The 13,487-nt window shown below is 58.2% G+C and carries 11 protein-coding genes; 5 read left to right on the plus strand and 6 right to left on the minus strand.

Annotation, left to right across the window (positions count from 1 at the left end; translation table 11 throughout):
• From Q0M74_RS03840 to Q0M74_RS03850, 3 genes are all read right to left on the minus strand, one after another.
• Entirely contained in the window at positions 1 to 684 is a 684-nt protein-coding gene (locus Q0M74_RS03840) for an NYN domain-containing protein (RefSeq protein WP_293951724.1), read from the minus strand.
• A complete protein-coding gene (gene trmB / locus Q0M74_RS03845) occupies positions 684 to 1,448 on the minus strand; it encodes a tRNA (guanosine(46)-N7)-methyltransferase TrmB (RefSeq protein WP_293951725.1) in 765 nt (254 codons plus the stop codon). The genes Q0M74_RS03840 and trmB overlap by 1 nt, the downstream gene beginning before the upstream one ends.
• A 151-nt stretch (positions 1,449 to 1,599) precedes the next feature.
• Positions 1,600 to 2,694 (minus strand): TDT family transporter, encoded by a 1,095-nt coding sequence (locus Q0M74_RS03850; RefSeq protein WP_293951726.1) that lies wholly within the window; start codon positions 2,692 to 2,694, stop codon positions 1,600 to 1,602.
• Positions 2,695 to 2,888: 194 nt separating this feature from the next.
• On the opposite strand from Q0M74_RS03850, the gene Q0M74_RS03855 reads away from it, so the two are divergent.
• The 5 genes from Q0M74_RS03855 (at position 2,889) to Q0M74_RS03875 (ending at position 9,699) form a co-directional block, all read left to right on the plus strand.
• A complete protein-coding gene (locus Q0M74_RS03855; protein WP_293951727.1) occupies positions 2,889 to 4,052 on the plus strand; it encodes a hypothetical protein in 1,164 nt (387 codons plus the stop codon).
• A gap of 41 nt (positions 4,053 to 4,093) precedes the next feature.
• The gene (locus Q0M74_RS03860) at positions 4,094 to 4,450 is read left to right on the plus strand and encodes a DUF6802 family protein (protein WP_293951728.1); all 357 of its coding nucleotides are present in this window, start codon (positions 4,094 to 4,096) and stop codon (positions 4,448 to 4,450) included.
• Positions 4,451 to 4,567: 117 nt separating this feature from the next.
• Positions 4,568 to 6,403 carry a phosphoenolpyruvate carboxykinase (GTP) gene (locus Q0M74_RS03865; RefSeq protein ID WP_293951729.1) on the plus strand — a complete coding sequence of 612 codons (1,836 nt, stop codon included), beginning with the start codon at positions 4,568 to 4,570 and terminating at the stop codon, positions 6,401 to 6,403.
• Between the two features lie 470 nt (positions 6,404 to 6,873).
• Positions 6,874 to 7,734 (plus strand): PRC and DUF2382 domain-containing protein, encoded by an 861-nt coding sequence (locus Q0M74_RS03870; protein WP_293951730.1) that lies wholly within the window; start codon positions 6,874 to 6,876, stop codon positions 7,732 to 7,734.
• A gap of 450 nt (positions 7,735 to 8,184) precedes the next feature.
• The gene (locus tag Q0M74_RS03875) at positions 8,185 to 9,699 is read left to right on the plus strand and encodes an MFS transporter (protein ID WP_293951731.1); all 1,515 of its coding nucleotides are present in this window, start codon (positions 8,185 to 8,187) and stop codon (positions 9,697 to 9,699) included.
• 76 nt (positions 9,700 to 9,775) lie between these two features.
• On the opposite strand, the gene Q0M74_RS03880 is transcribed toward Q0M74_RS03875, so the two are convergent.
• The 3 genes from Q0M74_RS03880 to Q0M74_RS03890 all read right to left on the minus strand — a co-directional run bounded on the left by Q0M74_RS03880 (position 9,776) and on the right by Q0M74_RS03890 (position 12,778).
• Positions 9,776 to 11,203, minus strand: a complete 1,428-nt coding sequence (locus Q0M74_RS03880) for a YeeE/YedE thiosulfate transporter family protein (RefSeq protein WP_293951732.1) — start codon at positions 11,201 to 11,203, stop codon at positions 9,776 to 9,778.
• Positions 11,204 to 11,381: 178 nt separating this feature from the next.
• Positions 11,382 to 12,155 carry a bifunctional 2-polyprenyl-6-hydroxyphenol methylase/3-demethylubiquinol 3-O-methyltransferase UbiG gene (locus Q0M74_RS03885; protein ID WP_293951733.1) on the minus strand — a complete coding sequence of 258 codons (774 nt, stop codon included), beginning with the start codon at positions 12,153 to 12,155 and terminating at the stop codon, positions 11,382 to 11,384.
• Positions 12,152 to 12,778, minus strand: a complete 627-nt coding sequence (locus Q0M74_RS03890) for a hypothetical protein (protein WP_293951734.1) — start codon at positions 12,776 to 12,778, stop codon at positions 12,152 to 12,154. The genes Q0M74_RS03885 and Q0M74_RS03890 overlap by 4 nt, the downstream gene beginning before the upstream one ends.
• Positions 12,779 to 13,487: the final 709 nt, after the last annotated feature.

Raw genomic sequence — 13,487 nt, forward strand, 5'->3', positions numbered from 1 at the left:
TTACTCCTGTGATTGGCGGTTGGACAACAGGGCAGTCAGTGGCCTGAACGGCTGCAGCCATGCGCCGCCGTCGGGCAGGTGATCAAGGCTGACACGAGGCAGTGGTTCGCGGAACACACCGGGGATCTCCTCGAGGTCAACGAACTCAATATCCTCATTGGCCACAGCCCAGGAGGCATGCTCATGGAAACCGATGACGGTGGCTGGAATGCCATCAGCAATCAGTTCCTCGAGGATCTCGCGGAAGTTCTGACCATCGGCACTGGCAACAACAACCCCACGAAGAACACCTTCTTCATGACGACGACGGATGTGGGCGATCATGTCTGAATCCACATCGGAATCATCATCGAGCTTCGGCTTGGCGAAGACCGCGAAACCTACGTTACGCAGGGCCTCCACCCAGGGGCGCACCACATCGGCACCACCGGGGGAGATGTTGGTGAACACCGTAGCCTCCGGCTCGATGCGGCGGCCCAGCTCATGGGCACGCTTACCGGCACGCGCCAACAGCCACCGGCCGATGGCGTCGAAACGCGGACGGTAGGCAGCAGTCGGGCGACCACCCAGGATCGCACCCAGTCCCATGTCCAGGTTGGGGGCGTCCCAGACGAGCAGGAGGTTCTCCGGGCCGGACTGATCAGTGTGGGTGTAGCTGTGGACAGTGTCGTGGAGATCAGACATTAGTTCCTCTTCTGCCACAGGTATTCGTTGATGACATGGTCCTTGTCAAGACCCTTGCCCTCAAACTTGGTGATGACCTGGCGGTCGGTGAGCTGTGGGCACTCGTCCCAAGGCCAGCCCTTGTACTCCAGCAGAGGTTCAACCTCCACCAGTTCATTGATCCACTCAGCGTAGTCAGCGTGGTCGGTGGCCACATGCAGCACACCACCGGGCTTGAGCTTCTTGGCAATCAGGTTCAATGGCCCGGACTGGATGATACGACGCTTGTTGTGGCGTGCCTTCGGCCAGGGGTCCGGGAAGTAGATGCGGACACCATCAAGGGACTCATCAGCGAACATGCGGTTGAGCACCTCGATGCCATCACCACGAACCATGCGGACATTCTCAATGCCACCGCGCACAACAGAACCCAGCAGCTTGGCCAGACCTGGCTTGTACAGCTCCACAGCAACGATGTTGGTGTCAGCTTCCAAGGGAGCCATGGCAGCGGTGGAGGTGCCGGTGCCGGAGCCGATCTCCACGATGGTCTTGGCGCCTTCGCGGCCGAACCAGCCATCAACATCAATGAGCTTATCTTCGAGCATGCAGCCCAGCTCAGGCCACTTCTCATTCCACATCGTCTGCTGGTTCTCAGTGAGGGTGCCGCGACGGAAAGTCACACCACCCAGACGTGGATAGTCCAAGCCGTCAGTGAACTCGGATTGGAGGGGACGGCCGGCTGGCAGTTCACCCAGTTCTTCTCGGGAATTATCAGTAATAGACATTGGGACTTATTTTTCCTGTTCAGATGAGAAACTTCAATATGTCCCCAGATCAACTCCCTGTGAACCTTATCGCGGTATGGCAGGGGGGGAAGAGATCTGAGGCAGAGATGGCCTGCGGTGGTGGTCAGTGGTTACCGACTGTTGCCGACTGTTACCGGCGACCACCAGTTATCCTGAGCAGCACACGGGACACCTTCTGTACAAGAGCAATCGTACCGCCGGTGGTGGCGATTCCAGCATGCGTCAGGAGAACAAACAGTAAAAACACACTGACCGAATCCAACCAGGGCATCCCGGTGGAGCCGGAAAGCGCATGCGTACCCAGGCAGAGTGTGCCCACCGGAAAGGTACTGGCCCACCATGTCGGGCTATAACTGATACCTCGCAGCGCAGCCTGATAGTGCACCACCAGGGCAATCAAACCGATCGGAATGGCAATGATGAGCATGGTGAACCCATAGGTGATGGCTGCTGTCATCCACCCCGAGGCCTGCCCGAGTGACTGGGCTGAGGCCATGGACTGACCCGCCACACCGATGGGAATCCACGTGGTCGGTGCCGCCATCGGTTCCAGACGGTTCTGGGGGGAGGCATGCCTGGTGTGGGGTCCGAAATAGAAGTAGTAGACGCGTGCAAACACCGCCGGGGCGAGCAGGATACTCAATGCGAAAGCACCACAGGACAACCAGAAGATGAAGGTGGTGTACCCCGTGGAGACATCTTTAGTGAGCAACCAGGAGTGCACCTGCATTCCGGCGGTGGAAGCCACCATCGGTGTGACCAGTGGCAATCCCCAGGTGAAAGAGGGGGAACCGGCACGACCAGTCAGGATCAGCGGCAGATAGAGCACACAGGTGACCAGCCCCAACGCACCGCCGAAGACACAACAGCCAAAGAGGAACCACCAGACCCAGTGATCTGCGCTTGTCGCTGTGCCCCTTTCCCCCAGGATGCGGCTGCTGGCTGAACCCAGGGACACCACACCCATGGACACCATCGCCCAGGCCGGCATCACACCGGGAGTAAAACCAGGGGACCGGAACACCAACCAACCCACTGTGATGATCACAGCAACCGTGGCCGCCAGGACCAGCAGGATGTTCGCAGCAATGTGGAAATCATGCAGGTACAACATCGCCGCGGTGATGGAGGAACCCATCAGCGACCCAGCCCATGCCGGACCTGCCGGTGGCAGAACAGCCGTATAGCGGCGCCGGTTTTTCACGAAGGTGGGCAAATTGAACACGTCACACAGATTAGGACTGTTGCATGCAGGCAGGTAATCAGGGGCAGGTATTAAATTCTTGCAGGTGTGGCAAAAGGTAGCCCTTGCGCGTTTTAACGGGGTGGGGTGAGATGGAAAAGAGATGGCACTCAAGGCTGCGGGGGCCTGCAGAGGGCTGTGTGGTCAGCGGTGTGCGGACAGCAAAGGGGGTTGATATGGCCAAGGTGCCTGAAATTTTCCGTGCCACAGCGGCATGGGCGGAGGGCAGACCATTTGGTGATGCCGCGGGAATGGCGGTTTTTGCGGTCCTTGGTGAACTCACCGGCCCGCCCCGCATCGGGGTGTGCACGGTGGATGCCCCCGTCAATGTCACCATTGCCGGAGCTGTCATGGTGCATACCGCCTGGCCGGCGGTGGGTTCAGGGACCGATGTGGTGCTGCTCATCCATCCCGGAACTGTGCCGGGACGTGTGCGTTCCCGGATGCAGGTCGGGCCACAGAAATTTGTGTGTATAAAAGATAAGGAACAAGCTGAGAATTACTCAGTTGCCATTTCCGAGCTCGCAGCCATTCGGGAGCGGCTCCTTATCTGCGAACTCCGCGCCCTGGCACCACGATTCCCTGAGGTCAATGACCTGATCCCGGAACTTCCGGTCGAGCAACAGCAGCAGCAGCCGAGGGTGGTGATCATCAGCCCTGACCCTGAACAAGTGGCAACCTTGTGCGTTGAACTGGAACCTCATTTCACCGTGGTGAACTCCGCAGATGCCGATGTGGTGGTTGCCGCGCCGGGGAAGTGCGGTTTCACGCTTGCCGACGCCCCCACCATTCAGGATGCCTGGCAGCGGGTGGGAAGACTGGTCACCCTGTCACCACTGCCGGAGGGCATGTGTCCCGGTGCGGTTCCGGCAGGACGGAACCTGGTGGCAACGATCAACCGGTTGGCATCTGCACCGGCGAAGTTCTCCATACCGGCCGTGCCGGGGGCCCGGTGGAGGCAGGTGATGGAACGCATGGATATCCGCCGTCGGGAAGAGATACAGCAGCTCCGGCGGGCCGGGGATCGCGCAGGCATGAGGGTGGTGGCACGAGAACAGGGGATTGATCTCCCACCAGATCCGACCTGTCCGGTCAGAGACCTGATCATCGTCGCCGGGATCATTCTCGGGATCTGTTTTTTCCGACTGGAGATGCTGCCCGTGGCGGTAGGGGTTGCAGGGATGCGCATGATGCAGCAGTATCGTCGGGCAGTGAATCTGTGGTGGGAGGATGCGCAGGCGGCTATGCATCTGGATATAACCACCCCGGGTGGCAGGGGTGGATATGGGCCACGGGAGTGGTTACACACGATGTTTCATCAGCATGAGAGAACGGGGTGAGGAAAGTGGGTCCGGAGGGGTGGTTTGGACTCGGAGAGTTCGTGGAGTGGGCAGTGGGTGTGCCGGGCGGATTGGCTTTGGAACTTGAGGGGGAACTGGTTGAGATCGGCGGTGTCGGTGAGGAGTCCATCACCCTCCCCGGACCTAATGGGATGACCATATTCGCTGATCTGGACGGGGATGGCATCGTCGACCATGTCACCATGCATAACTATGCCGGTGGCTACGAGGTGTGGTCACACAGGGCCGCTGAAAGTGGATGGGGATTGCCCGCCGGTGAGAGTGGAAAGCCTGTAAGTGGTTGGGGCCCGGAGTCCGATGACGCCCCCAATCGGGGGCGGGAACTGGTCAGTCAAAGTTCTTCGGAAGGGCGATGGATGTGCATTGATAGGGGGTGACAGCACTGGTGATGACAAATGTGGCCGGTGTCTCACCGAAGTTATTAACTAGTTCACGGCCTAAAAGCTAATCTGGTTGGCGAGTACTCAGTGAGTGACAAATTGTCTGGAGAAATAATGACTACAGCCGCAATCCCGGGCCTGCAGGGCGAGGCACCAACCAAAAATCAGGAACTGCTGACGTGGATCGCTGACGCGGTCGAGCTGTTTCAGCCAGCTGCAGTTGTCTTCGCTGATGGTTCCCAGGGCGAATGGGATCGTATGGCGGAGGAGCTCGTTGAGGCAGGTACCCTCATCAAGCTGAATGAGGAAAAGCGTCCAAACAGCTTCCTTGCACGCTCGAACCCATCGGATGTCGCACGTGTTGAATCACGTACCTTCATCTGCTCCGAAAAGGAAGAGGACGCGGGCCCAACCAACAACTGGGCACCACCTCAGGCCATGAAGGATGAGATGACCGAGGTCTTCCGTGGATCCATGAAGGGCCGCACCATGTATGTGGTTCCTTTCTGCATGGGCCCAATTACCGACCCGGAGCCGAAGCTCGGCGTTCAGCTGACCGACTCCGCTTATGTCGTCATGTCCATGCGCATCATGACCCGTATGGGCCAGGATGCACTGGATAAGATCGGCGAGAGTGGTTCCTTCGTTCGTTGCCTCCACTCCGTGGGTGCCCCACTGGAGGAGGGGCAGGAAGACGTTGCATGGCCATGCAACGACACCAAGTACATCACCCAGTTCCCTGACTCCAAGGAAATCTGGTCCTTCGGTTCCGGTTACGGCGGAAACGCCATCCTGGCCAAGAAATGCTACGCACTGCGTATCGCTTCCGTCATGGCACGCGAAGAGGGCTGGATGGCTGAGCACATGCTCATCCTGAAGCTCACCAACCCAGAGGGCAAGGCATACCACATCGCAGCGGCATTCCCTTCTGCCTGTGGCAAGACAAACCTCGCCATGATCACCCCAACCATCCCAGGCTGGAAGGCCGAGGTTGTTGGCGATGACATCGCATGGCTGAAGTTCCGCGAAGATGGACATCTCTACGCAGTCAACCCGGAGAACGGCTTCTTCGGCGTTGCACCGGGCACCAACTACGCCTCCAACCCGATCGCCATGGAAACCATGGAACCGGGCAGCACCCTGTTCACCAACGTTGCACTCACCGACGATGGCGACGTCTGGTGGGAGGGCATGGACGGCGAGAAGCCAGCCCACCTCATCGACTGGAAGGGCAACGACTGGACCCCAGCGTCCAACGAGCCTGCAGCCCACCCGAACTCCCGCTACTGCGTCGCCATCGAGCAGTCCCCAGCCGCGGCACCAGAGTTCAACGACTGGAAGGGTGTCAAGGTTGACGCCATCCTGTTCGGTGGACGCCGTCCTGACACCGTTCCACTGGTCACCCAAACCTACGACTGGGAGCACGGCACCATGGTTGGCGCCCTCCTGGCGTCCGGCCAGACCGCCGCCTCCGCTGAGGCCACCGTCGGCGCACTGCGCCATGACCCAATGGCCATGTTGCCATTCATGGGCTACAACGCCGGCGAGTACCTCCAGAACTGGATCGACATGGGCAACAAGGGTGGCGACAAGATGCCGTCCATCTTCCTGGTCAACTGGTTCCGCCGTGGCGAAGACGGCCGTTTCCTGTGGCCTGGCTTCGGCGAGAACTCTCGCGTGCTGAAGTGGGTCATCGACCGCATTGAAGGTCGCGTTGGGGCAGACGAGACCGTCGTCGGCCACACCGCACGTGCAGAGGACCTCGACCTCGAGGGGCTGGACACCCCAATGGAAGACATCCGCGAAGCACTCACTGCTCCAGCAGAGCAGTGGGCACGCGATGTTGAGGACAATGCTGAATACCTCACCTTCCTTGGACCTAAGGTTCCTTCCGAGGTGCACGAACAGTTCGACGCCCTGAAGAAGCGCATTGAGACTGCACAGGCTTAAATAAACGCCTGCAAACAGCTTTCAGCCAACCCGCACCCGCCGACATTTTTCCTCGGTAGGTGGGGGTTGGTTTTTTGCTGCCCTTTTGATGGAATCCGACCATGGGGATGGACCATCAGTCATCTCGCGGGACAGAGCTAAGCTATCAGGAAAGGGCTTCAGGGAGGAGGGGGTGATGCCCTCTGGGGCGGATGGAATTTTGGGGAGCTGAGCACTGCTTATGGCTTGTTCGGTGGGGTTATTTTTTCAGAGGTGTGGTGGGCGGTGCGCTGAAGCTTTGGTGAGTTCCAGCTGGGAAATTATTTGGGGGAATCTGTCAATGTTTTAGGTGAAACATATGTGTCTATTTTTATCTTTACATTGGGCGGTGTCAGCATCCAGGGGCGCAACCCCGCAGGGAAACACAGTTGATGGAAACTGCTATCTCAAGGCTCCTGGAAGATAGAAGCAGTCTAGATAAGGAGCATGACATGGTAAATCGCAATATCGACGATCTTTTCAATGCCACCGCCTACGACAGTAACGGTGACAAGCTCGGCTCAGTCAAGGAGGTCTACATCAATGACACCTCCGGCCAGCCCGAGTTTGTCGAAGTCGGCCACGGGCTATTCGGCATGAGTTCCAGTCTGGTCCCCCTGCGCGGGCACCAGCTTGCAGGAGAAGAACTACGCCTGGCCTTCACCAAGGACCGCATCTCCGATGCGCCGGACTTCGATTCCGACGCCCACCTCTCCGATGAAGACCAGCTGGTCATCTACCGCCACTACGGGCTGGAGGGCACCAGCGATGTAGAAAACTACGGCTCTGATCTTCGCGATCATGACCGCAACGCCGCCGGTGTGGCTGGCGCGCCTGTCCCGGACCACGGTCAAGACGGTGTCGCCTCCGACCGCAACCCGGTTGACGCTGCCAACGCTACCGAGGCTGATTCCCTCACCCTGTCTGAGGAACGACTCAACGTGGACAAGCAACGCGTTGAAACCGGTCAGGTGCGACTGCGCAAATACGTTGTCCACGACACCGAAACCGTCGAAGTGCCGGTGGAACGTGAAGAGGTCCGCATTGAGCGAACCCCGATTGATGGCACGCATGCGGACATCCTCCGTGGAGGAGCCTTGGAAGATGATGAAGCAGCGATAACCGTATCTGAGGAGAGGGTCTCGGTCACCAAGGACACCGTCCCCGTGGAGGAGGTCAGCCTGCGCAAGGAGACCGTCCGTGACACGGAAACCGTCAGCGAGGACGTCGCTCACGAAGAGCTTGACGTTGACGGCGCCGTTGATGGCGAAATCGACGGCAATGGTGAGGATGGCAGGCACCTGCGCCGCTAGTTCATCCTCTTTTCTGAAAGTAGAAACCTTCCCGCCCGCCCCCTGAATTTCACTGGGGGTCGGGCGGGGTTTTGGCGTGCGGTGATGGGGGTGCAAGCTACGGGATTTTCACTCAACCGAATGCGCACACAAGAATCTGAGAAAATCTAAGTTTTCTGGTTTTTGTGTGACTGATTGGTCTGTGTTATCAAACTGTAATTCAACTCCCAGAATCCCAGCAAGACTGTGTTGTATCGCTGCGGGAAGTGCGCAGGAATGGGCGCATCAATTGGAAAAGTGCTGTGAAGTGCACGTATGGTTTTTCAGGTCGATGTGGTTCAGACCGGAACCGGGGGATGAGTCCCGGAACTGAACACACCCGGGGAAGGCATGTACGACCCAGAAACTCTTTGGAAGGAAGAGGTAATTCATAGGAATTACCTGCCGAAAACAACACAGAGGCTGTAACCCGTGAGTCCAATAAAACTTCACAAGAAAACTAAAGACCAACCGCGACTGACTGTTGATGATGTCAATATCGTGCCACCGAAGAAACTCCGACCAGCCATTGGCGGAACGGTGGTCGGCAACTTCATGGAATGGTATGACTTCGGTATCTACGGATACCTGACCGTCACCATGACCGCGGTATTCACCCAGGGCCTGCCAGAACAGTGGCAGCTGCTCGCCGTCATGTTCGGCTTCGCCGTCAGCTACCTCGTGCGTCCACTCGGAGGCATCGTGCTCGGGCCACTTGGGGACAAGATCGGCCGACAGAAAGTCCTGTACGTGACCATGGCGATTGCCACTGCCCTGATCGGTTTTCTTCCCACCGCTGCCAGCATCGGTGGCTGGGCTCTCATCCTCCTGTATGTGCTGAAGCTCTTCCAGGGCTTTTCCACCGGTGGCGAATATGCCGGTGCCACCACCTACGTGTCTGAGTTCTCCCCGGACCGCCGTCGTGGCTACTACAGCTCCTTCCTGGACCTGGGTTCCTATACCGGCTTTGCTGCAGGTGCCGCGGTCGTTGCCATCACCACCTGGGTGACCACTCACTTCTGGGGTGCCACCGCGATGGAGGACTTCGGATGGCGTATCCCCTTCCTGACAGCAATCCCACTGGGTGTCATCGCCGTCTATCTGCGCACCCGGATCCCTGAAACCCCGGCCTTTGAAAATCATGATGAAGGCGGCTCCGCACAGGTGGAAAACCCTGATGACCCATATTCCCGCCTGTCTCTGTCCGGTATCGTGCGCCACCACTGGCGCCCACTCCTGGTGGCCATCGCTATCGCTGCTGCCGCCAACACCGCAGGTTATGCCCTGACCAGCTATATGCCGGTCTATCTGGAAACCCAGATCGGCATGCATTCGGCCTCTGCTGCCATGGTGACCGTGCCCGTGCTTGTCGTGATGGCACTGTGCATGCCGATTGTGGGACGGATATCTGACCGCATCGGCCGCAAGCCGGTGTACTGGTTCGCAGTGATCTTCACCCTCGTGATGATGGTTCCAGCCTTCATGATCATGAACACCGGCACCCTGCTGGGAGTCATGATTGCGCTGACCATCGTGGCCATTTCCACAGGCACTTATGTGTCCCTGTCGGCTTCCGCGATCCCTGCGATGTTCCCCACCGCATCCAGGTTCTCCGGAATGGGTATCTCCTATAACCTCGCGGTGTCCCTCTTCGGTGGCACCACCCCCTTGATCACCCAGTTCCTGCTGCAGAAGACCGGGCTGGATATCGTGCCGGCACTGTACATCATGGCCTTCTCCGCCATGGCAGCCATCGCCTTGTTCTTCATGCCGGAAACTGCCAAGCGTCCCCTGATGGGATCCTTCCCCACAGTGGAGACCAAACAGGAGGCCAAGGAGATCGTGGCCGGCCAGGATGAAGATCCACTGATTGACGTGGAACAGATGCCCTTCCCCGAAAACCGCCCTGTGGTGGTGGCGGAAGTAGCTGAAACTGCAAAGGTTTAAACACAGTTCCATATAAAAAGTGCTGCATCAGGATGAACTGATGCAGCACTTTTCTTATGGAGTTTTTCGTGGGGTGTCAGCCCTTCTTCACGGTGATCTTCCAGGAGGCCTCTCCGGTTTCGCGGAAGTCGGTGACCTCATGGCCATCAGTGGAGCACCACTGTGGGATGGCGTCGGTGGCCTGGGTGCAGTCGAAATCGATGACCAGGTGGTCGCCGGACTGCAGGGTCTTCATGACATCCTTGGCTTCGATCAGCGGGAAGGGGCAGACTGCACCGAGGGAATCCAGGGCGTAGTAGCCGTCGCCAAGATCGCGCAGCTTCTCGCTGACAGCAGGCTTGAGTCCGACGATGCCGGTGGCAACCTTCAGGCCGCCGAAGGAGGGCGCTGCGGCCCCAGTGCTGACCGGGAGAACGCGATCCTCTGCGGAGGTTGCGGTCTCATTGCTCAGGCTCTGCTCGGTGGAGTAGGTGCCACCGTCAGCTGGGGTCTTCTTGGCCACAGTGGAAGGCTTGAGGAAGATCTTGGCGGCAACTCCAACACCCACAGCGATGAACAGCAGTGCGATCCAGCCCTGGAAGCTGAAGAGGCTGGTCTGAACCATGCCATTGCCCACGGTGCAACCGCCGGCCAGTGATGCTCCGACACCCATCATGGTGCCGCCGATGACAGCGCGGACAGAGGTGGTGGCATCAGCAACACGGATGCGGAACTCGCCGGTGGAGCGTGCAGCGATGAAGGAACCAACCAGGATTCCCAGCACCAGCATGACACCCCAGTTGAGGAAGCTCTCATCACCGGTGGCGATGTACTGCATGGTGTGAGAGGTCGGGGTGGTGATGCCCAGGCCGGAGTTGCGGCCAGCGGCAGCAGACAGCGGCCAGGCGATGACGCCGATCAGGCCGATGAGTGCGCCAGCGGTGTAAACGTGCAGGGGGCGCTTCCATGCAGGCTGGTTGCCCAGGCGGGCAATCTTCGGGCGCTTGGCTTCCTGCTGCAGGAAGTAGCGGGTCAGGTAGGCGGTCAGCGCCACGAACGGAATGACGAACCACCAGATGGAGATACCAAACAGCGCGGGCAGGGTGGTCAGCTCGGTTTCCCAGGAGTTCATGAAACCGGAGAAGCCACTCAGGATGCCGGTCTTCATGGCAGCGGTGGAGAGGGCGTACGTGGCCAGGGCAATCCAGGAACCGACCAGACCTTCGCCGGAGCGGTACCAGGTTCCGGAGGCACAACCGCCGGAGAGGATGATACCGAAACCGAAGATGAAGCCACCGACGATCACAGCAGCAGGGGCGAAGCCGGAATGAGTCGGGGTGATCACACCGGCTGAGGTCAGGGCTGCGATGCCGACGGCGTGAACCGCGATGACAATGAGCAGTCCGACGAAGGTGCGCCAAGAGCGCTGCAGAAAGATGTCGCGCAGCATGCCTGTGACACAGAATCTGCCGCGTTGCATCACGATGCCGAGCACAGCACCGACGGCGAGTCCGGTGATGATCATGGAAAACCAGCTTTCTGTGGTTTGAAATTAATTAAGTCTTCTTGAACATAGACCTACCGGTACGCTTTTGTCTAGCCCTGATAGACAGAGTGGTCTAAAAAGCGGTTCAGTTCACAGGGGTGATGGTGTGAGAGCATCGTCAGCGAAGAAAAATGGCTTCCGGAGCAAGACAGGAATATTAGTGTTTGTGCAGCACCAACACCAGGTTGCTCACCAGGAATTCACGCAATACTGGAACTTTCACCATCCACCACGCCCAGGAAGGGTGATAGCGGGGCAAGGCTGCCAGCAAGGTGGCATCAGAAACGTCCTTGCCCCATGCCAGGCCTGATCTGCAGGACACATTGAACAGGGATTGCCCATAGACATTCTTCGGGGGATGGCCATGTTTCTTCTCATAACGTCGCCTGGCGAAATGGCCACCCACATAGTGCTCCCACAGGCCGGTTTCATGGCCCCCAAAAGGCCCGAGCCAGATGGTGTAACTCAGGATCACGATGCCGCCCGGTCGCGCCACACGCAGCATCTCCTCACCCATCCGCCAGGGGCCAGGGACGTGCTCAGCGACATTGCTGGAATAGACCACATCGAAGGAATCTGGCAGGAAGGGAAGATCAAGGCCGGAGCCCCGGACAGAACCGGACACATCAATGCCGGCAGCGGACATCTCACCCACATCAGGTTCCACGGAGAGATAGGTGGCGCCGCGCTGATGGAAGGCATCGGCGAAGTAACCAGGCCCGCCACCGACATCGAGAATCAGCTGGCCATCAAGGGCGGTGGATCCCGTGGGGGAGGCGAGGTCGGTGAGGAGGGCGTCGATAAGCTCAGCTGTATCGGTGGCGAGGTTGCCGTAGAAGATATCAGGCCGCGACTGCTCCCAGCGGAAATCACGGAGCAGACCGACGGCGCGGCGCAGTGTGGCAAAACGCCGGGTGCGTTGCAGACTCAACTGCGGGTCCAGTCGAGATCATTCAAGTCTTCGCCGTTCATCCAGCGCAGAATGGTGTTGATAGCCTGCTCGACATCGCCGAGGATCGTCTTGTACTCAGTGCCATGATCGCCGTGTTCCAAGGTCCACCCCTTCAGCTCTGTGAAGCTGCGGGCCTGGATGAACACGGACTCATCAGCAGGATCATCGAGGTCAAAGCGAGTAATGACGATGAAGTCCTCATCATCACGCATCGTCTTCATCAGAGGTTCCAGGCCAAGGCGGGACGCACCGATGCGGGCATCGTCATCACCACGCATCTTGATGGTGAAATCCACATCCTCATCACCAAAACGCAGGAACTGATCCTCATGGCGCATCCCTAGCCCCTCGGCGAGTGCCACATCATCGAGCCATCCCAGCGCGTCGTTGATCAGATTACCCTCGACCGTGACCGACACATTGGTGGAACCGGTGATAAAAGCGGCATCAATATCATCAACAAAGCTGACTCCATCATCATGTGCCAACTCCACCACCGTGGCACGCACCTGCTCCGGACTGGCACCCGTGGGGGAAAACAGGAAGATGGTGCTGGGCGGACCATAGTTGGGCATGGGGGAGGGGGAACCTGCGGAAGTCATGATCCCATTATGGCGTGGGCCTTCCATACGGGGCGAATCCTTGTTGGATTTCTAGGGTCTGTCCTGTAAGTGTCATAGCAGCTGGTGGGATGTTGTCTATTGTTTTACGACTACTTATAAGACAGACCCTAAAGAAAAATTGAAGAAAGGCACACGAGGCCGTAAAATCTCACTGCCCCGCATATCTTCTTCTGAGGTACATGAGTGCACCTGATCGGGTGGCCATTGGTCGTCGCTCGGGCGTCCAGCAGGGGCACGTGCAGAGGTTTTCCTTCTTGGAAACGTTGCGTACTGAGGTCTTGCCTCACATAATGGAAAGCGTTTGACAGGTGATTGATAGAAACCGTCAAAGACTGAAATTGTAATTTATGACAAAATTGCAACACTTCCTTACTGGCTATTGATCTCGTCTTCATTCAAGCTTTAGGGTGGGCCCGCACACCGATTTAGATAGCTATTTTGGCGCTTGTCGAGGGGGCGGGCCGAATACCGCAAGGCGACAGAACCCTTTCTACATTGTTGATTATCGCCTTGAAAGGGTACATTTTCTGTGAAAATTAGATCTTCCGGTCGTTCAGCTTTTACAGCGGCAATTGCCCTATCGTTATCTTTTGGAATAGCGCCAGTTGCCCAGGCTTAAACTTCGGCGGCAGTGCAAGAAGAAGCTATGACGCAAGATACCGCGCTTAGCGATGAAGAGCAGGAAAAG

Source organism: uncultured Corynebacterium sp. (assembly GCF_945649885.1).
Lineage (GTDB): Bacteria > Actinomycetota > Actinomycetes > Mycobacteriales > Mycobacteriaceae > Corynebacterium.